Below are 19,911 nucleotides of genomic sequence, written 5' to 3' on the forward strand. Positions count from 1 at the left end.
CGCCTTTTAAATTCCCGCTTCTTTATGAATGGTTTTATTATCACTCAGCTAGTTACCATGAATCATATTCAAGTACCACGCTCCCCAGATCAGTTGGCTATTAGTGATCGGTTAGCGGGCTTGGCCAGCACGGGAGGTGCCGGTGAGTGAGTTTCCCTTTGCGGCAGTGGTTGGCCAGGAGGCGCTGAAAACCGCGCTGCTCCTTAACGCCATTAACCCGCGTATCGGCGGGGTGCTGATCAGCGGGCCAAGAGGCAGCGCCAAGTCGACCTTAACCCGTGCTCTAGCCGCCATTTTGCCTAGAGATAGCGAAGGGCAGAGTGCTCCTTTTGTCACTCTGCCGCTGGGTGCCAGCGAAGACAGGCTGGTTGGCAGTCTGGATCTGCAAAAGGTACTGGCCAATGGCGAAGCTACCTTTCATGCTGGGCTGCTGGCTAAAGCCGACGGCGGGGTGCTCTATGTGGATGAAGTCAATCTGCTACCGGATACCCTGGTTGATTTGCTGCTAGACGTGGCCGCCAGCGGTACCAATATTGTTGAGCGCGATGGCATTAGCCACTCCCACCCGGCGCGCTTTAGCCTGATCGGCACCATGAACCCGGACGAAGGCGAGCTGCGCCCTCAGTTGCTTGACCGCTTTGGCCTCTGCCTTGAACAGGCTGGAACCATAAGCATCGACGAGCGCATTGCCATTGTGCAGCAACGGGAAGCCTTTGACCGCGACCCCACTGGCACGCTCGAACGCGTTGAGGATGCCCAGGCCGCTCTGGTCGGGCGCATTGCTAAAGCGCAGCGCTTGCTCAAAGAGATCACCACCGACACCTGGGTGTATCGAACGATTGCCAACTGCTGTGAAGCCGCGGGCGTTGAAGGTCTGCGGGCAGACGTTACCTGGCACCGCGCCGCCCAGGCCCATGCGGCCTGGCGTGGTGTGGCTAGCGTGGAGCAGCAGGATATCGACACCGTTGAACCCTGGGTGTTGGCTCATCGGCGTACCCAACCGCCTGAGCAGAGCCCGCCATCATCTCCACCTAATGGAACACCTTCGAAAGACGAGAGCGGTTCGTCGTCGGGCAATAACGCATCGACCGCTGGTTCATCCCAACAGAGCGCTGAACAGGGCCAGTGGGGCGCAATGCCTCCCATAGCCCAGGAAGCGATTATCCAACCAGCGGTGAAATTGCCCGATAGCGAAGATCTTTTTAAGCTGGCCAACCGCACCGATACCAACGCTAGCGCTGGAAAAGGTGGTGCGTTGGGCCAGGGGCGATCCCAAGTGACGACTTCCCGGCTGGATGGGTTTGCGACCGTTATCGCCAATCGCGGTCAGTGGCCTTGGCAGCAGCTAAAGATGCGCAAGACCCGCTCTGGGCAGGCGACAGCGCACCTGGTGCTGCTGGACACCTCCGGTTCCACCCTGGGTCAGCGCCTGCTGGGCCAGGCAAAGGGGCTGGTCGAATCGCTGGTTAGCCAAGCCTACGCCGCGCGGGAGCAGGTGGCGGTGCTGGGGTTTGGCAACGGCGGTGTCGTGCCGATACTTTCCCGCCGCCGGGCGCCGAAAAACGCGCGGAGCACTCTGGATAGTGCCAAAGGCGGTGGCGGTACCCCGCTGCGGGAAGCGATTATTGAAGCCAAGCGGCTGATCCGCCAGTGGCAGCGCCGGGAGCCCGGTCTGAAGGTGCGCACCTATCTGATCACCGATGGCCGCACACGGGAAACCGTTGACGATCTCGCCCCGCTGGAGGACTGCCTGCTGATCGATACCGAACAGTCCAAAGTCAAACGCGGGCAGGGCGCACGCATCGCCAAGCAGTTGGGCGCGCGTTACTGGCCTGCCTCGTTTGGCAAACCATCTTTGGCGCCTACAGTCTCTGCACATCAACCTGGAAGCTTCTCATGAGCGACGCAAGCCATTTAGATCGCATGCAGCGTAAAAAAGACGTGGTCGATGAACGAATCAGCAAGGCGACGGAAGAGCGCGGCGTGCTGATTCTGCTCAAAGGCAACGGCAAGGGCAAAAGCAGCTCCGCCTTCGGCACCATGGCGCGCTCACTGGGGCACGACCAGCAGTGCGCGGTGATTCAGTTCATCAAAGGCCGCCGCGAAACCGGCGAGTATCTGTTCTTTCGTGATCATCCCAAGCTTGACTGGCACATCATGGGCCACGGCTTTACCTGGGAAACCCAGAACCGCGAGCGGGATATCGAGGCTGCCGAGGCCGCCTGGGCAGTCGCCAAAGGGCTGCTGGAGAATCCCGCCTATCATATGATCGTGCTGGACGAGATGAGTTATATGTTCAAGTACGGCTATCTCGACCCCGAACCGGTGGTGGAAGCGCTTAAGCGCCGCCCGGCGCACCAGAACGTCATCATTACCGGACGCACCATGGCCACGCCGCTGCAGGAAATCGCCGATACCATCAGCGTCGTTCAGGACGAACGCCACGCCTTTCGCGGCGGCGTTAAAGCCCAGGCGGGGATCGAATACTGATGACGACACCAACCGCTCGCTGCCCCGCGCTATTTATCGCAGCTCCGGCCTCAGGCCAGGGCAAAACCACCGTCACGGCGGGCCTGGCGCGCCTATTGCGCAACCAGGGCAAGGTGGTGCGAGTGTTCAAGACCGGCCCGGACTACCTGGATCCGCAGATATTGGCCCAGGCCTCCGGCCAGCCGGTGGATCAGCTGGATCTCTGGATGGCAGGCGAAGCCTACTGCAGCCAGCGGTTTTATGACGCCGCCTGTGAAGCGGATTTAATTTTAGTCGAAGGCGCCATGGGGTTGTTCGACGGTGAGCCCTCCAGCGCCGATCTGGCGGCCCTGTTCGATATTCCCATGGCGATCGTCATGGATGTAAAAGGCATGGCGCAAACCGCCGCCGCGCTGGTCTCGGGGTTAGTCGGCTTTCGCGACGACATCCATATCGCCGGGCTAATTGCCAATGCCTGCGGCTCGCAGCGCCACCGCGAACTGATCGAAGGCGCGCTGCCAGCGACGATTCCTTTGCTGGCCGCCATGCCCCGCGACCCCGCGCTGTCGCTCCCCGAGCGCCACCTGGGCCTCGTCCAGGCGGCGGAAATTCGTGAGGATCTGGAAGCCCGCTTCGAGGCGGGTGCCAAAGCGCTGGAAGCCGCCGGGCTGCTGGACGCGCTCGCCGAACTTTCACCCGTGATCTTTACCCCCCCCCAGGAACAGCTTGCGGCCGTTAAGCCGTTGCTCAAAGGCCACACCATTGGCGTGGCCCGCGATGCTGCCTTCAGCTTCGTCTATCAGGCCAACCTTGATCTGCTGGAGCAGATGGGCGCCACGCTGCACTTCTTTTCACCGCTGACGGATAGCCACCTGCCGGAATGCGACGCCCTCTGGCTGCCCGGTGGCTACCCGGAGCTTCACGCTCAAACCCTTGCTGATAACGGCGCCATGCGCTCGGCCATTGAGGCTTTTTATAGCGCCGACAAGCCCATTCTGGCCGAGTGTGGCGGCCTGCTGTACTGCCTGGAAAGCCTGACCGACTACGACGATATTACCCATACCATGCTGGGCCTGCTGCCTGGGCAGGGCGCCATGCGCGGGCGCCGTGGCTGCCAGGGGATGCAAACCGCCGAGCTGCCGGAAGGCCCGGTTCGCGGTCACGCGCACCACCGCTCCATGGCGGAAGGCACCCCCGAGCCGATTGGCCACGGGCGACGCCAGCGGCATCCTGCACCGGGGGAGGCGATCTACCGTCAAAAGCGTCTGACGGCGACCTATTTACATCTGTTTTTCCCTAATAATCCTGACGCTGTGGCAAGGCTCTTTTCTGCCAGCCCGGCGTACTGCGAACCGCAACACAGCGAGGCATTTACCCATGCAGCCCAATAACGTACAGCTGAATAAGATTCCTGCCACGGTCGTGACCGGTTTTCTCGGCAGCGGCAAAACCACACTGCTGGCCAACATTCTGCGCCAAGTCACCGGAAAGCGGATCGCCGTGATTGTTAATGAGTTCGGCGAACAGGATATCGATTCCAGCCTGCTGCGCAGCTGTGCGCTGGGGTGTGAAGAGGGTAGCGAAGGCGGGCAGCTAGACGGGGAAGACGGCAGCATCTATGAACTGGCCAACGGCTGTATCTGCTGCACTGTGGAAGAAGAGTTTCTGCCGGTGATGAAAAAGCTGGTGGCCCGCCGCGACGATATCGACCACATCCTGATCGAAACCAGCGGCCTGGCGCTGCCCAAGCCGCTGGTGCAGGCGTTCAACTGGCCCGACGTCCGCCAGCACTGCACCGTGGATGCGATTATTACCGTGATCGACGGCCCCGCCGTGGCCGCCGGGCGCTATGCCAGCGACGTGGATAAGGTGGCAGCCCAGCGCCTCGCTGATGAAAGCCTGGATCACGACCCCAGCCTGCGCGAGCTACTCGATGACCAGCTCAGCGCAGCGGATCTGGTGCTGGTCAGCAAGGCCGACCTGCTCAGCCCGGAAGAGCGCACAAAGGTGGAAGCAGTGATTCAGGCGCGGGTGAGTGCCTCGGTGAAAACGCTATTTATCGATCAGACCCAGACCACCGACACCACCCAGCTGGAAGCGCTGATGGGCATTGGTGCGGCCAGCGAAAAAAATATCGATAGCATCACCAATCACCACGACAAGCACCATGCCGTCGGCGCTCACCACGATCACGCCCACGATAATTTTGACTCCTGCGTGATTACCCTGGGCGAAGTCGATGGCGATGTTCTGGCCGACAAACTGCAACAGCTGCTAAAAAGCCACGAGATCTACCGCGCCAAAGGCTTTGCAGCGATTCCCGGCAAGCCCATGCGCCGGGTCATCCAGGCGGTGGGCGAGCGCCTGGAAGGCTACTTCGACCGACTGTGGAGCCAGGACGAGACGCGCCAGACCCAACTGGTGATCATTGGCAAATCGCTGGATAGCCAATTGCTGCAAGACGAACTTGCCGCTGCTGAAATGAACCCTGAACAGGCGCACACGGCTAGCTAATGCACTTATTTGCCGTCAAGCCCGGAGGCTTTGTCGATGATGAAGGCATCATCGACCTGCAACAGAGCCCCGCCGAGGTCGTAATACTCTCCGCCGCCGATAGCAATCTCTCGGCGCTGGCCCAGGCGGTCGATCGTCTGGGCGAGGCGTACCCTTCGGTGCGGCTGGCCAACTGGATGAACCTGGTAAAACCGGCCGCCTATGATCTCTACGAAGATCGGGTGCTGGAAAAGGCTCAACTGGTCATCGTCTCGCTGCTGGGCGGCAAGGCCTACTGGCAGTACGGTCACGAACGCCTGCTGGCCTGGGCGGCGGCCAAACCCGAGCGCCAGTTGATAATGGTGCCGGGCTGCGATGCCCCGGATGATGCCCTGCTGGAAGATTCCACCATCGCCTTCGATGACGCTTACCGCGTGTGGCGCTACCTGCGAGAGGGCGGCACCGATAACGCCGAGCAGCTGCTGCGTTTTGTCGCCAATGAGTATATGGACAGCCAGTGTGTAGATAGACACCTGGGCGACTGGCAGGAGCCCAAGGTCATTCCGCCAGCGGTGATTTACGCGCCGCAGGAGCAGCAGGCGTCAGGTCTCAGCGAGTGGCGCGATCGCCAGGTGCCCGGGCGGCCGGTGTGCCTGCTGCTGTTTTATCGCAGCCATTTGCAGGGGGCGAATACCGACGTACCCGACGGTATGATCGCGGCGCTCAAAGACCAGGGGCTTGAGCCGTTGGCGGTGGCCGTGGCGTCCCTAAAAGAAGGGCCGTGCATTGATTTTATCAATCATCTGATTGAGCAGACCGGCGCCATGCTGGTGATCAATACCACCAGCTTTGCGGTCAACCGCAACGCTGACGGATTAGATGCCCTGGGGGAAGAATTACCTGACAACCTTTTTGTAGGCCGACCCGTGGTACTCCAGGCGATACTTGCCAGCAGCACCTCAGAAGACTGGCAGGGCATGGCCGCCGGGTTGCATAGCCGCGATGTGGCGATGCAGGTGGTGCTCCCCGAGATGGACGGGCGCATCATCACCCGGGCGGTGGGCTTTAAAGCTGAAGCCCACTACAACCCGCGCTGCCAGCTGGCAGTGACCCACCACGTGATCCACCCGGAGCGGGCCGCCTTTGTGGCTGAGCTGGCGCGGCGCATTTGTTCGCTGCGGCTGACCCCCAACGGGCAGAAGCGTGTCGCGCTGATCATGGCCAACTACCCCAATCGCGATGGCCGGATCGGCAATGGAGTCGGGCTGGATACCCCCGCGTCGACGCTGCAGATTCTAAGCGCCCTGAAAGGGGCGGGTTACCCGCTCAGCGAGCTGCCGGAAAATGGCGATGAATTGATCCGCCTGCTTCAGGGCTCGGTGACTAACGATCACGCCAGCCTCGACCAGCGTGCCTGCTGGCAGAGCATCAGCGTTGATGACTACCTGACCTGGTTTCAAACCCTGCCCGGCGAGCTGCAGGAAACCGTATGGACGCGCTGGGGCGCGCCTCACGAAGACCCCAAGTGCCGCCAGGGGCGATTGATGATCGCGGGCGTTCGTCTGGGTGAGACCTTCGTGGGTATCCAGCCGGAAAGGGACTTTATCGACGATCTAACCCAGTCCTACCACGATATGGAGCTGGCGCCGCCGCACAGCTACCTGGCGTTTTATTTTTGGCTGCGCGAGCACTATCAGGTGGACGCGGTCATCCATGTCGGCAAGCACGGTAATTTAGAATGGCTGCCGGGCAAAAGCATTGCCTTGAGCGCCAACTGCTGGCCGGACATTGCCCTGGGGCCGCTGCCGCACTTTTATCCGTTCATCGTCAACGACCCCGGCGAGGGCGCCCAGGCCAAGCGCCGCAGTCAGGCGGTGATTATCGACCACCTGATGCCGCCGCTGGCGCGGGCCGAACTCTATGGCCCCATGGCTGAGCTTGAAGCGCTATGTGATGAGTATTACCAAGCACTGAATATGGATACTCGCCGGGAAGCGCTGATACGTGACCAGATTTTAGCCCACCTGCGCCAAACCGGTATTGACCAAGAGCTTGCTCACAGCAGCGACGATACCGAACTTCTCAACGAGCTGGATACCTTTCTGTGCGACATCAAGGAATCGCAGATTCGTCACGGCCTGCACATACTCGGCACGCTGCCGCCGGAAGAGAAGCGGGCGGGTACCTTGGTGGCGCTGTTGCGACTACCCCGGGGCGAAGCGGTGGCAAGCCGCGGCCTGCTGCACAACCTGGCAAGCGATCTAGGCTTGGATTTTGATCCGCTAGCCGCGGGCAACGAGCCCTGGCAGGGGCCCGAGCCGCCTATTTTAAGCCAGCAGCTCGATGCTCCCTGGCGCACCGGGGCGGATACCCGCGAGCGCCTGGAACTGCTGGCCGAGCGCTGGGTGGCCGACTACGTATTGGCAAACGGCTGCCTGGACGGCCTGGCCCAGGATTACCCCGCTACGGCAGAGCAACTGCGCTACGCCCGCGACCAGCTATGGGTCACCATGCAGCGTGGCGTGAAGATGGAGATTCAGTCGCTGCTCGATGGCCTTGAAGGCATCTTCGTGCCCGCCGGGCCCAGCGGCGCCCCCAGCCGGGGGCGGCTGGATACGCTGCCCACCGGGCGCAACTTTTTCAGCGTGGATAACCGCTCGATTCCATCGCCCGCTGCCTGGACGCTGGGCGAAAAATCCGCCCAGGCGTTTGTCGAGCGCTACCTGCAGGATCACGGCGACTACCCGCGCCGGTTGGGGCTATCCATCTGGGGCACCGCCACCATGCGTACCGGCGGCGATGACATCGCCCAGGCCTTTGCGCTAATGGGCGTGCGGCCCATCTGGTCGCTGGGTTCTCAGCGGGTGAGCGACTTTGAAGTCATTCCCTCGATGTTGCTCAATCGCCCACGGGTCGATGTCACGTTGCGGGTCTCAGGATTCTTCCGCGATGCCTTTCCCAACGTGATTCGGCTGTTTGACGCCGCCGTGCAGGCGGTGGCGCGCTATGAAGAGCCGGGCAACTGCAACACCATCCGCGAGGCGGTGATTTCCCGCCAGCAGGAACTGGAAGACCAGGGGCTAAGCCCGGAGATGGCCGCCCAGGAGGCGAGCTACCGAATATTTGGCAGCAAGCCCGGCGAATACGGCGCGGGCCTCAACCGGCTGATTGAAAACCGTTCTTGGGACAGCGCCGACGATTTAGCCGAGGCCTACATGGCGACAGGCGCGTACGCCTACGGTCAGTTCAAGGCCTCCGGTACAGCCGCGCGGGCGGCGTTCGAGCAACAGCTCCAGGGCCTGGATGCGGTGATGCAAAATCAGGATAACCGCGAGCACGATATTCTCGATTCCAACAGCTATTACGCTTTTCAGGGCGGCATGGCCAACGCCACCCGCTCGCTAAGCGGGAAGGCACCGGAGATTTACCACGCCGACCACGCCAACCCCGCGATGCCCAAGATTCGCACTCTGAAAGAAGAACTGGCGAAGGTGATTCGCTCGCGGGTGTTGAACCCCAAATGGATAAACGCCATGCGTGAGCACGGCTATAAAGGCGCCTTCGAAATGGCCGCCACGGTGGATTACCTTTTCGCTTATGACGCCACCACTGATCTGATTGCCGACTACCAGTACGCCCAGGTGAGCGACGCCCTGGTGCTCGACAAAGCCAATCAGCAGTTTCTGCGCGAGCACAACCCGGCCGCCCTGGAAGAGATGGCCGAGCGATTACTCGAAGCCGCCCAGCGTGGTATGTGGCAAGCCCCCGGCGAGCATGGCGAGGCGCTTCAGGATTTGCTGCTGGAAATGGACGAAGCCAAAGAGACCAATGGTCATGACGCCCAGCCCGCGCATTAAAGGCTGGTGCCCCGGCGCGTGGCGACCCATGGCCACCGGCGATGGTTGGCTTGTACGCGTGCGTCCGCCGCTGGGTGAGCTTTCACAGGAACAGGTAGTGGCACTGTGCAACGCCGCCGAGACCTTCGGCAGCGGTTTAATCGAGCTAACCAGCCGGGCCAACCTGCAGCTGCGTGGGGTGACCGACGAAAGCTGGCCGCTACTGATGGCGTTTCTGGTCGAGCATCAGTTGGTGAGCGATGACCCGGAAGCAGAACGCCTGCCACAGCTGATGCTGGCGCCCGCCTGGCAAAAGGGCGATGACACCCATACCATTGCCCGCTTGTTGCAGGCGCGGGGCAGTGAATTGGCATCCATGCCCGGCAAGGTCGGCATCGCCATTGACGCGGGAGAAGCGCCGGTACTGGGCGATAACGCCGCTGATTTTCGCATCGAGCGCTCAACGGAAGGCGGCCTGCTGGTACGCGCCGATGGTTACGCGCTAGGCACGGTGGTGAGCGATATTGATGCCGCCGTCGAGCAGCTGATACGCCTGACCCACTGGTTCGTGGACACCGGCGGCTGGGAGTCAGGCCGCATGCGGCGGCATACAGCAACGCTGCCCGATTGGGCGCCCGCTGATACCGCCCCCGCATCCCCCGGCGAGAAGCTGGCGCTGGGCGAACATGGCGAGGGCATGGTGGTGGGGCTTCCCTTTGGCAGGGTGGCGGCTGATACGCTGCGCGAGGCGGTCTTTCCGGCAAGTGGCTCGCAAACAAGTATCAGTGCTGTGCAGGTCACCCCCTGGCGGCGCCTGTTGTTGAAGGATTGCGATACACTACCCGCGGTGGATGGCTTGATCCGGCATAATAGCGACCCGCGGCTAGCGATGGACGCCTGCCCCGGCGCGCCCTTTTGCGAACAGGCGAGTGTCGCCACCCAGCCGCTTGCCGAGAAGCTAAGCGGCTGGGTGGAAGGAACCGTGCATATATCCGGCTGCGCTAAAGGCTGTGCCCGTCAACGAACGGCAGCGCTGTGTCTTACCGGCCGCGATGGTCGCTTTGACGTGATAATCAATGGCCGCGCCGATAGCGCACCGCAGGCCACCGGGCTAAGTGAATCTGAAGTTATACGTTATTTGGAGAGTTTGGGTGCCCTATAAGTACGAAACCAGTGGCCCGGCGATTTACCGGGAATCGTTTGCGATTATTCGCAGTGAAGCCGAGCTTGGCCGCTTTTCAGTGGAAGAAGAGACCGTGGCGGTGCGCATGATTCACGCCGCCGGGCTGGTGGAATTGGCCGCGCATATTCATTTTCAAAACGACGTGGTCAATAAGGCCCGCGCCGCGTTAGAGCAGGGCGCACCGATTCTTTGCGACGCACGGATGGTTTCCGAGGGCATTACCCGCAAGCGGCTGCCCGCTGACAACGAGGTTATCTGCACCCTCAACGATGAGCGCACGCCCGGCCTCGCCCAGGAAATGGCCAACACCCGCTCGGCGGCGGCGCTGGAACTGTGGCGGCCGCACCTGGAAGGCGCCGTGGTAGCCATTGGCAACGCGCCTACCGCGCTGTTTCACTTGCTCAATATGCTCGAAGACCCGGCGTGCCCGCGTCCGGCGGCGATTATCGGCTGCCCGGTAGGCTTTGTCGGCGCGGCCGAATCCAAGGAGGCGCTGTTGGCTAACCCGGCACTGCCCAGCTGTATCGTCCGCGGTCGTCTAGGCGGCAGCGCCGTGACGGTGGCGGCCATCAACGCCATGGCGGATCGCATCGAATGACCCAGGGGACGGTAGTTGGCGTTGGCCTGGGGCCAGGCAGCCAAGACTTGATGAGCGTGCGCGCCGACCGCCTAATACGCGGGGCGACCCACGTGGCGTATTTCCGTAAAAAGGGCCGCTGCGGCCATGCGCGCACCATCGTGGAGGGCATGATCCCGCCCGGCGCAATCGAGCTGCCCATGGAGTACCCGGTCACCACGGAAATTCCCTTTGACGACCCACGTTACAACGAGTTGTTATCGACCTTTTACGAACGCAGCGTGGCCCAACTGATCGAGATGGCAGAAGCCGGGTGCGATGTGGTAGTCCTGTGTGAAGGCGACCCGTTCTTCTACGGCTCCTTTATGCACCTCTATACGCGGCTGCTAAACCGCGTGCCCGTCTCGGTGGTGCCGGGGATTACCGGGATGTCGGCGGCGTGGACGGCCACCGGGCAGCCAATTACCTGGGGCGATGACATCCTGACCGTCCTCATGGCCACGCTACCCGAAGACGCGTTGGCCGAACGCATCGCCCAGACCGATGCGCTGGTGGTGATGAAGATTGGCCGCAACCTGGCCAAGCTACGCCGGGCCCTGGTTCACGCTGGTCGTGAAGGCGAGGCATGGCTGATCGAGTACGCCGCCATGACGCAACAAAGAGTGCTTCCATTAAGTGAGGTTGGCGAAAGCGTGCCGTACTTCTCGATTGTGCTGATCCATGGCCACGGGAGGCGGCCATGAGCGGCTGGCTAAAAATCGTCGGCCTGGGGCCGGGCTCAGAAGCCATGATTACCCCCGAGGTAACGGCTGCGCTGCTGGATGCCACCGATGTAGTGGGTTACGTGCCCTACGTTAATCGGGTCGCACCGCGTGCTGGATTAGTCCGCCACGGTTCCGACAACCGCGAAGAGATCCGCCGGGCGGAGCAGGCGCTACAGCTGGCGCTTGAGGGCCACCGGGTAGTGGTGGTGTCTTCCGGCGACCCTGGCGTGTTTGCCATGGCCGCCGCGGTGTTCGAGGCCCTGGAAGCGGGCGATGCCCAGTCGCGCAAGCTGGATATTCAGGTGCTGCCAGGCATTTCCGCCATGCTAGCCGCCAGCGCAAGCGTCGGCGCACCGCTGGGGCATGACTTCTGCTGCATTAATTTATCCGATAATTTGAAGCCCTGGGCGCTGATTGAAAAGCGCCTGCGCCTGGCTGCCGAGGCCGACTTCGCCATGGCGTTCTACAACCCGCGCTCCAAGGCGCGCCCAGTGGGTTTCGAGCGCACGCTAGACGTACTGCGGGAAGCCTGCGGGCCGGATCGATTGATTATCTTCGCCCGCGCGGTTTCAACCCCGGAAGAGTCAATTCGCGTCACCACCCTAGGCGAGGCGAAGCCGGACATGGCCGATATGCGCACCCTGGTGATAGTCGGTTCTCAGCAGACGCGATTGATAGAGCGCAGTGGATCGCCGCTGGTTTATACGCCGCGTTCTGCTGATTAAGCGTACTGAATATTAAGAGGGGCTATCAAGCCAGCTAATCACGTCATCAATACGATGAAGTTCGTGGCGGGGTGGCAGCGCTGGCCGTTCGATCATCACAATGGGCAGGCCGAGGGTTCTTGCCGCGGTGAGTTTGGACGCGGCCCCTTCGCCGCCGGAATTTTTACACACGATGCGCTGGATGCGCTGATTTTCCAGCAGGGCGAGATCGCCTTCCAGCGTAAACGGGCCTCGATCAATCACGGTGCTGACATCCGCCAGTGGCAACGGGCTGCTAGGCCGGTCAACCAAACGCAGCACGTAATGGTGCTGGGGCTGGGCGGCAAAGGCCGCAAGGTGCATGCGGCCAATGGCGAGCAGCACTCGCTGGGGCGGGCCCGCCAGGGTGCTGACGGCTTCATCGATACTTGCCACGCTTTGCCACTGGTCGCCCTCAACAAGTTGCCAGGCAGGCCGGGTAAGAGCGACGGCCTTTACGCCGCACTGTGCCGCCGCGGCGACTACGTTCGTGCTCATCTGCGCGGCAAAAGGATGGGTGGCATCGACAATATGGGTGATGCGCTCCCGGGCCACAAAGGCGGCAAGGCCGCTAACGCCGCCAAAACCGCCAATGCGGGACGGCAGCGGCTGGGGTTTAGGCGTGGCAACACGACCTGCATAGCTGAAAATGGCGGGAAGCCCGCGCTTGGCAACCGCACTGGCCAGGGCGCTGGCCTCCGAGGTTCCCCCGAGAATTAGGATCTTGATCATGGTTGAAATTTCTCACGCTCCAGTGGGTCAGGCTCCCTGGCTGACCCTTTTAGGCTGGGGGGAGGGTGGCACACAGGCGCTAACGGCGGCAAGCCGCGCCGCACTGGAAAGTGCCGAGGTGGTGTTCGGCGCGCGCCGTCACCTGCGTCTTTTGCCGCCCCTAAATGCCGAGGTGATTGAGTGGCCGGTGCCCTTTGCCGATGGCATTCCCGCGCTATTAGATCAGCGCGGCCTCCGGGTGGTCATGCTGGTCTCAAACGACCCATTCTGGTTTGGGGCGGGTACCACCCTGGCGCAGCATCTCGGCGCTGACGAGTGGCTGGCATTGCCAGCACCTTCCACCTTCAGCCTGGCGGCTGCACGCTTAGGCTGGCCGCTAGAGCGCTGCGCCTGCCTGGGCCTGCACGCCAAACCACTGACCCGCATTCGGCCTTACCTGCATGTCGGTAGGCGTTTGCTGGTACTGGTAAGGGACGGCGAAGCGGTGGCCGAACTCGCCTCTCTGGTCAGCCGGTTTGGCTTTGCGGCTTCCCAGCTAACGGTGCTGGAAGCCCTGGGCGGCGATAACGAGCGAATTCGCCACAGCCGTGTCGACGCCAACTTGCCCCAGGACATCGCCCACCCGGTGGCGGTAGGGCTGGAAGTAGCCGGTAGCGGCCCCGCCTTACCGCTGACGCCCGGCCTGCCGGATCATTTTTTTGACCACGACGGCCAGATCACCAAACAGACCATTCGCGCCATCACCCTGGCGGCGCTGGCCCCCATGCCCGGCGAGCGGTTGTGGGATATCGGCACCGGTTCAGGCTCTATCGCCATTGAGTGGTTGCTCGCTCATCCGGATAATCAGGCGGTAGGCTTCGAGCAAAACGCAGAACGGGCAGCGCGAGCGCGCAGCAATGCAGACAACCTGGGCGTTGACTGGCTTGAGGTAAAAGAGGGCAGCGCGCCGGACGTACTGAACGATACGCCGCTGCCGGATGCGGTATTTATCGGCGGCGGGTTATCTCAAGCGCTTTTGAACGACTTATGGCAGCGCCTGCCCGAGGGTGTGCGCGTCGTCGCCAATGCCGTCACCCTGGAATCCGAAGCGCTTCTGGCCCACTGGCAGTACAAAGTCGGTGGCGAACTGATACGCCTGGAACTTGCCAACGCCGCCCCTATCGGCACCCGGCGAGGCTGGAAGGCCAGCTACCCGATTGTTCAGTGGCGGGGCGTTCGATGAAGGGGCAGGCGTTGCACGTCGCCGGATTTGGCTTTCGTCGCGAGGCCACGATTGAATCCCTCGGCCAGGCGCTGGATCAGCTGATCGACCAATACGGTGATGTCGATAAGCTGGCGGCGGCTTGCTCCATGCTGCCGTTAGTCGAAGAACTGGGCCGACTGCGAGGCATTGAGGTCATCGCCCTAGCCGACGCCGAGCTACCGACAGTGACAACGCTTACTCATTCAGAACAAAGTTTGCAGGCCCGAGGCACGGGCAGCGTGGCCGAGGCCGTAGCGCTGTTAGCGGCGGGCCCTAATGCTAAGTTAGTGGGGCCAAGAATCATCTCAGTGGATCGACAGGCCACCGCCGCGTTGGCGTTAGCAGAAGGAAATAGATAATGACCGTACACTTCATTGGCGCAGGCCCCGGCGCACCGGATCTGCTTACCCTACGCGGGCGCGACCTTATCGCCGCCTGCCCGGTGTGCCTGTACGCGGGTTCACTAGTGCCGGAGGAAATCCTCGAACACTGCCCGGCAGGAGCAAGGGTGATCAATACCGCGCCGCTCTCGCTGGATGACATCATGCAGGAGATCAGCCGCGCCCACGGCGAAGGCCAGGATGTCGCCCGGCTGCATTCGGGGGATCTATCGGTGTGGTCGGCCATGGGCGAGCAGCTGCGCCGCCTGCGCGGGATGGATATCCCCTACAGCATTACCCCCGGCGTACCAGCCTTTGCGGCTGCTTCGGCAACTTTGAGCCAGGAGCTGACGCTACCCGGTGTGGCCCAGTCGGTAGTGCTCACCCGCACGCCGGGCCGTGCCAGCGCTATGCCCAGCGACGAGACGCTGGCCAATTTCGCCCGCACCGGCGCCACGCTGGCCATTCACCTCTCCATCCATAATCTTTCCCAGGTCGTCGAGAGCCTGACGCCTTACTACGGCGAGCAGTGCCCGGTGGCGATTGTGTGGCGGGCAAGCTGGCCCGATGAGCGTGTGGTTCGCGGGCGGCTAGCCAGTATAGAAGCGTTGATCGACGTCACCATGCAGCGCACCGCGCTAATTCTGGTGGGCCCGGTGCTCGAAAGCGAAGACTTCCAGGAGAGCAGCCTCTATGCCGTTGGCTACGACCGCCGCTTTCGCCCCCAGTCGGCGGATTCGCCTTTTGCCACGGCAAGCCAAGACCAAGAGAGCGAGTCATGATCACGCTGTCGCTAATAGGCATCGGCACCGGCAACCTCGACCACGTCACCCTGGCCGCCGTGCGCACCCTCAATAACGCCGACCTGATCCTGCTGCCCCGTAAAGGTGAGGTCAAGTCGGATTTGATCGACCTGCGCCGCTTGCTCTGCGAACGACTGTTGGAAGAACCGGTGACCACACAGATCGTCGAGTTCGATCTGCCCAGCCGTGATGGCCGCAATGACTACCTGGGCGCGGTGGACGACTGGCACGCTGCCATCGCCGGCGTCTGGGCGCAGCTAATCGATGAACATCAACCCAACGGCGGGCGGGTAGGGATGCTGGTGTGGGGCGACCCCTCGCTTTACGACAGCAGCCTGCGCATTACCCAGCGCCTAAGCGCTGCGAGTAAGCAGGTTGATGTAGAGGTAGTGCCAGGCATCACCAGCCTGCAAGTGCTCACCGCCGAACACAAAATCCCTCTCAACGCCCTCGCCGAGCCGATCCAAATCACCACCGGCCGCCGCCTGCGCGAGCGCGGCTGGCCAAACGATGCAGCCACGGTAGCCGTGATGCTGGATAGTGGTGGGGCGTTTACCAAGCTGCCACAAGACGATACCTACATCTGGTGGGGCGCCTACCTGGGAATGGATAAACAGTGCCTGATCAAAGGCTGGCTAAGCGACGTCGGCGACCAGATTATCCAGCGCCGGGCGGAGTTGCGCGACACCCACGGCTGGATAATGGATATTTATCTGCTGGCTAGGCAGCCCTTGCTATAACGCCGGTATTAATATGGAATGATTTTCCATAAAATAGTGCTACTGACCAACTAACCTTTGAGGAATGGCCATGAGCTTTTACGTTTACCTATCCGGCGAGATCCACACCGATTGGCGCGAAGAAATCCAACGCGGCGCCGAGGCCGCGGGCCTGGATATCGTGTTTACCGCACCGGTCACCGACCACGCCGCCTCTGACGCCGCCGGCGACCACCTGGTCAAGCCGGAAAATGGCTTTTGGCGCGACCACCAGTCCTCCAAGGTCAACGCCATCCGCACCCGCACCATGATTGAGCAGGCGGATCTGGTCGTTGTACGTTTCGGCGACCAGTACAAACAGTGGAACGCCGCCTTTGATGCAGGCTACTGCGCCGCCCTCGCCAAGCCCTACATCACACTGCACAGCGAAGACATCGTCCACCCGCTGAAAGAAGTCGACGCTGGCGCGAACGCCTGGTGCACCACGACGGATCAGGTAGTCGAGACACTGCGCTACGTTCTGAAAGCGTAAAGAATCGAAAACGTGCCTGATCCATCTCACTACCATTGCTGTCATGCTTGAGAGGGGATAGGGCAACGTGCGACACGATCAGCGCTTATCTCGGCCCGTTGCAATGGGTTGCAGCGGGCCTATTTTATTGGGCAACGACAACCCATCGTGCCTTCATGGCCGGTGTATGGGGTTTGTAGGAGCACAACTTGTTGCGCTATCAGCATCCATCTCGCCACTGCTGCATGGGGTGTTATAAGAGCCCAATTCATTGGGCGATCAGCGTCTAACCCGTCTCTAAACATCATCATTACCCACCAAAGACGTATACCGGCATATGCCCGGTGCTAAGGTGCGATTAGAAATTTTCCTGCCGGGGCGTGACCTAAGCCAAATTTATGAATAAAGTATGATTGAACAGAGCATAACGAGCGGGCACGCGAATTTTGGATATATTGCCAAGCAGCCAAGCTAATTTTATATAAATCAATGAGATATGGTCGTTTTGGTACGCCAGAAAACGTCAATAGACGCGTAGGCGCGTTCATCAGTGTTATATGGCGGGCTACATAATTACTGTTAGATTTCACTGGAAGCGAATCGCATGAATCACGAGGAGCGGATCAAGCAGATTGTTGAAATAGCCTACGATCGCCTGTGCGGAAAGATCACTGGGCAGCGCATCGAGGTATCTAACGAAGCTTCTTTGCAGCTACAACTTGCCTCGATATTAAAGACGCTTGGGGAACTATACGAAGAGACACCAGATGAGCGTTTCATTATCGAACTCGAAAAAAATGTCACGCTGGGCAGCGGAACGTTTGTGAAGAGTAAAACCGAAAAAGCGAAAATTGACATCTGGTTCTCTTTGGAGAATGTGAAAAACGCGGAGAAGCATTCTTGCGCGATCGAGCTAAAGTACTTCAAGAAAACTAATCATCGTGAACCGAACAATCGATACGACGTCTTCAAGGACCTCCATAACCTGGAGCGTTATGGCGGTTTTGTAAACGCCGGGTATCTATTGGTGGCTACGGACCATCCTCACTACATCAATCAAGACAACTTTTCGCCGGACACCGGCGACTTTGATTTCCGAGAGGGACGAAGTTATAGCGCTGGAACAGAGCTCCTGTATAGAACCTCGAATCCCTATGGTCCTCCCATCACACTGAAAGGCACCTACGATTTCTCATGGCGAGCCGTCGAGACTGGCCTGAGCTTTCTCTTTATTCGGGTAGATCCGTGGGGTTAAAATCTAACAAGCGCATGTTGTCGGACTGGTTTTCCGCTGCGCTTCAAACCAGCCGCAAATACGGGCGTTATACGTCAATGTGAAGTCATGAAGCGAATCAAAGACGATGATCCAAGACAGCCTAGTTCCTACTTCCGTTTGGTCTTCTGTAGGAGCAAACGCACGTCTGAGATCTGCCTCTTATCCTGGGTGTGGTTGACGTTAATTGAATTGATTTTAGGCGAAGAGCTGATTGAACAACTTATCATCACAGCAGCTTACAACGAGCCAACGGCAGCAAATTCCGGGCATCTGCTGCATCTGAATGATCTAGTTCCCTACGGGTTGGTCACCAATTTATTTCGTCAAAAAATCCTGCAAATCTTCTATTACAAGTATCACAAGCAGTACGACTTCTTACGGGCGGAAGCCAAACCAGACGAGAGTGATAATGAAGTCGATGCTAGTGGATCGCGCTTTGCAGTTTCACACGATAGCTTGCATCGATTTATTTCTTTTAGGCGGGTTTACGTCGTCGCAGGCGTCGTCTTTAACTTTGTTACCAGCTTTGCTGTATTATTATTCGGTGACCTAACCCTTGCGCTACTCACGAGTTTAGCAATAGAAGGCCTGCGGAGACTAGCGAGGCTATGACGTACAACAAGTCGCTCAAGTTCGTTCCGCGCTTCGCGCTCCACCGGACGCGGCTAAAGCCGCGCCGCTTAGCTTAGACGTTAGCTTTCATCGGAGAGTCGTCGAATGACGGAAGCAATATGGTCACTCCTTGGGGTTGTATTGGGGTTTGTTTTGGCCGAAAGCGCTCAATGGTTGAAACGGCTTAAATTGAGATTCAGGCTTCGGAAGTCACTTGTGGCTGAATTGCAATCAATCACGCGTATGGTGCCAAGTAAGTTGGATGTTTTGAGTCAAGCTGAGAGCCATTTCAAGGCCGAGCGTGTCATGCCGACTCAGTCAACCCATTTCCCACGGGAGATATATTCAAGAGTAATCATCGAGGCACCGGAGATTTTAAAAGACTGGGAAAGAGACTGTCTTCATATCATTCATGAAAGGTTGAGGGTCGTTGATGCTTCCATGGATTCGATGGAAGAGCGGTTTCTCTCCATAAATTCTTCGTATTCGGGTGAACAAGCAATATCAGCCGCTGTGGGTTCTATCAACGATTTAAAAGAAGCTCTATCGCAAACGAGCGAACTGGCTCAGTCTGTTATATCAGGAGCACGCATTGATGTTTATGCGCTTGGAAACCAAAGCTAACAATCGTAGTCACGGCGACGCCTTTTTCGTTTCGGCTTCGCCTCCACTACAAAGCCGCGCGTGCTGCGGGCGTTATGTACTTCGAGGGAAAAATGCGGAACGAACAACTTCCTAAGTTTAAAAAGCAAGTCAATGCTGCGATGATCGGCTATCTCAATTTGCTCGAACGAAAATAGTTGTTGTCAACATCAATTGATTTACATGAATCTCTTAAAAGTTTGGAGCCACAGGTTCAAAGGAGTATTCTTGTTATACAAGATACAATGTATACCTCTTTGATTGTTGAAACTCATGCTTGGTTATTTGATAAATCAAATAAATCATCAAATTTTAGCCTACATCAATTGTTAAATTTGTTAGTTGATAGAAATTTCCAACCAAAGTACTTGCTAGCGGAATACGTACAACCACCAAAAACCATTGTTCTTAGTGGGCAAAGTAGTGTTTGGCACGAAAAATACATTGAAGACCGAAAACTTGAGTTTAATGAAAGCTTTAGTGTCTGTGTAACATGTATTAATGCATTACTTTCCTCTGGCTTAGTTGATAGAGTTAAGTTATTGAGGGATAGCTTGCTTGTGCACAAAGATGGTGATTATGATGTAGCTGGTAATGGGCATACAATTCAAGACGTATTTAGTCTTTTATCACACATGAAAGCAATCTTGGTTAGCTTAAACAAGTTACTTCAACGTATTAGTTATCCAATCTCCGAATCAGAAAAAAGTGCCAGAGCAAGTGCTGAAAAATTTTGGAACCGGCTGGCACGTACATAACAAGGTGTTCCAATTGACCTCATACTGTCACGAATTTTTGTTCTCAAAATATCGCGCCAGTATTCGGCAACTGAACTTAGCGTTGAGGGTGTAGAATAATAACAACACTGACGCCTAAGCTTTGGTAAGATCGATAAAGCAGACGAGAAGCGGCCAGCATACCGCGCTTC

The 19,911-nt window shown here is 59.0% G+C and carries 19 protein-coding genes; 18 read left to right on the plus strand and 1 reads right to left on the minus strand.

Annotated elements, in window-relative coordinates:
- The first annotated feature begins 142 nt into the window (after positions 1-142).
- From V8L70_RS08300 to cobJ, 9 genes are read left to right on the plus strand one after another with little or no spacing between them, the layout of a single operon-like run.
- Positions 143-1,900 (plus strand): AAA family ATPase, encoded by a 1,758-nt coding sequence (locus V8L70_RS08300; RefSeq protein WP_101145000.1) that lies wholly within the window; start codon positions 143-145, stop codon positions 1,898-1,900.
- On the plus strand, positions 1,897-2,490 hold the full coding sequence (gene cobO / locus V8L70_RS08305; protein WP_101144999.1) for a cob(I)yrinic acid a,c-diamide adenosyltransferase: 594 nt from the start codon (positions 1,897-1,899) through the stop codon (positions 2,488-2,490). Before V8L70_RS08300 ends, cobO begins: the two co-directional genes overlap by 4 nt.
- A complete protein-coding gene (locus V8L70_RS08310) occupies positions 2,490-3,860 on the plus strand; it encodes a cobyrinic acid a,c-diamide synthase CobB (RefSeq protein ID WP_101144998.1) in 1,371 nt (456 codons plus the stop codon). Before cobO ends, V8L70_RS08310 begins: the two co-directional genes overlap by 1 nt.
- Entirely contained in the window at positions 3,847-4,983 is a 1,137-nt protein-coding gene (cobW, locus tag V8L70_RS08315; protein ID WP_101144997.1) for a cobalamin biosynthesis protein CobW, read from the plus strand. Before V8L70_RS08310 ends, cobW begins: the two co-directional genes overlap by 14 nt.
- The gene (gene cobN / locus V8L70_RS08320) at positions 4,983-8,819 is read left to right on the plus strand and encodes a cobaltochelatase subunit CobN (RefSeq protein WP_101144996.1); all 3,837 of its coding nucleotides are present in this window, start codon (positions 4,983-4,985) and stop codon (positions 8,817-8,819) included. The genes cobW and cobN overlap by 1 nt, the downstream gene beginning before the upstream one ends.
- Complete coding sequence (locus tag V8L70_RS08325) at positions 8,797-9,960, plus strand: cobalamin biosynthesis protein CobG (protein ID WP_101144995.1); 1,164 nt, start codon at positions 8,797-8,799, stop codon at positions 9,958-9,960. The genes cobN and V8L70_RS08325 overlap by 23 nt, the downstream gene beginning before the upstream one ends.
- Positions 9,950-10,579, plus strand: a complete 630-nt coding sequence (locus V8L70_RS08330) for a precorrin-8X methylmutase (RefSeq protein WP_022523073.1) — start codon at positions 9,950-9,952, stop codon at positions 10,577-10,579. Before V8L70_RS08325 ends, V8L70_RS08330 begins: the two co-directional genes overlap by 11 nt.
- Positions 10,576-11,301 (plus strand): precorrin-2 C(20)-methyltransferase, encoded by a 726-nt coding sequence (locus V8L70_RS08335; RefSeq protein ID WP_101144994.1) that lies wholly within the window; start codon positions 10,576-10,578, stop codon positions 11,299-11,301. Before V8L70_RS08330 ends, V8L70_RS08335 begins: the two co-directional genes overlap by 4 nt.
- Positions 11,298-12,047 carry a precorrin-3B C(17)-methyltransferase gene (cobJ, locus tag V8L70_RS08340; protein ID WP_101144993.1) on the plus strand — a complete coding sequence of 250 codons (750 nt, stop codon included), beginning with the start codon at positions 11,298-11,300 and terminating at the stop codon, positions 12,045-12,047. Before V8L70_RS08335 ends, cobJ begins: the two co-directional genes overlap by 4 nt.
- Positions 12,048-12,059: 12 nt before the next feature.
- On the opposite strand, the gene V8L70_RS08345 is transcribed toward cobJ, so the two are convergent.
- Positions 12,060-12,797, minus strand: a complete 738-nt coding sequence (locus tag V8L70_RS08345) for a cobalt-precorrin-6A reductase (protein ID WP_101144992.1) — start codon at positions 12,795-12,797, stop codon at positions 12,060-12,062.
- On the opposite strand from V8L70_RS08345, the gene cbiE reads away from it, so the two are divergent.
- From cbiE to V8L70_RS08390, 9 genes are all read left to right on the plus strand, one after another.
- Entirely contained in the window at positions 12,796-14,019 is a 1,224-nt protein-coding gene (gene cbiE / locus V8L70_RS08350; protein WP_101144991.1) for a precorrin-6y C5,15-methyltransferase (decarboxylating) subunit CbiE, read from the plus strand. The two genes, V8L70_RS08345 and cbiE, sit on opposite strands and share 2 nt — an antisense overlap.
- Positions 14,016-14,399, plus strand: a complete 384-nt coding sequence (locus V8L70_RS08355) for a cobalamin biosynthesis protein (protein ID WP_101144990.1) — start codon at positions 14,016-14,018, stop codon at positions 14,397-14,399. Before cbiE ends, V8L70_RS08355 begins: the two co-directional genes overlap by 4 nt.
- Entirely contained in the window at positions 14,399-15,202 is an 804-nt protein-coding gene (gene cobM, locus V8L70_RS08360) for a precorrin-4 C(11)-methyltransferase (protein WP_101144989.1), read from the plus strand. Before V8L70_RS08355 ends, cobM begins: the two co-directional genes overlap by 1 nt.
- Complete coding sequence (gene cobF / locus V8L70_RS08365; protein ID WP_101144988.1) at positions 15,199-15,963, plus strand: precorrin-6A synthase (deacetylating); 765 nt, start codon at positions 15,199-15,201, stop codon at positions 15,961-15,963. The genes cobM and cobF overlap by 4 nt, the downstream gene beginning before the upstream one ends.
- Positions 15,964-16,033: 70 nt before the next feature.
- Positions 16,034-16,474 carry a YtoQ family protein gene (locus V8L70_RS08370; RefSeq protein ID WP_101144987.1) on the plus strand — a complete coding sequence of 147 codons (441 nt, stop codon included), beginning with the start codon at positions 16,034-16,036 and terminating at the stop codon, positions 16,472-16,474.
- Between the two features lie 583 nt (positions 16,475-17,057).
- The gene (locus V8L70_RS08375; RefSeq protein ID WP_101144986.1) at positions 17,058-17,708 is read left to right on the plus strand and encodes a hypothetical protein; all 651 of its coding nucleotides are present in this window, start codon (positions 17,058-17,060) and stop codon (positions 17,706-17,708) included.
- An 87-nt stretch (positions 17,709-17,795) separates the two neighbouring features.
- A complete protein-coding gene (locus tag V8L70_RS08380; protein ID WP_157826446.1) occupies positions 17,796-18,341 on the plus strand; it encodes a hypothetical protein in 546 nt (181 codons plus the stop codon).
- Positions 18,342-18,446: 105 nt separating this feature from the next.
- Positions 18,447-18,965 carry a hypothetical protein gene (locus V8L70_RS08385; RefSeq protein WP_101144984.1) on the plus strand — a complete coding sequence of 173 codons (519 nt, stop codon included), beginning with the start codon at positions 18,447-18,449 and terminating at the stop codon, positions 18,963-18,965.
- Between the two features lie 179 nt (positions 18,966-19,144).
- On the plus strand, positions 19,145-19,741 hold the full coding sequence (locus V8L70_RS08390; protein ID WP_157826445.1) for an AbiU2 domain-containing protein: 597 nt from the start codon (positions 19,145-19,147) through the stop codon (positions 19,739-19,741).
- Positions 19,742-19,911 lie beyond the last annotated feature (170 nt).

Origin of the sequence: Vreelandella arctica (genome assembly GCF_037070215.1) — a bacterium.
Classification (GTDB): domain Bacteria; phylum Pseudomonadota; class Gammaproteobacteria; order Pseudomonadales; family Halomonadaceae; genus Vreelandella; species Vreelandella arctica.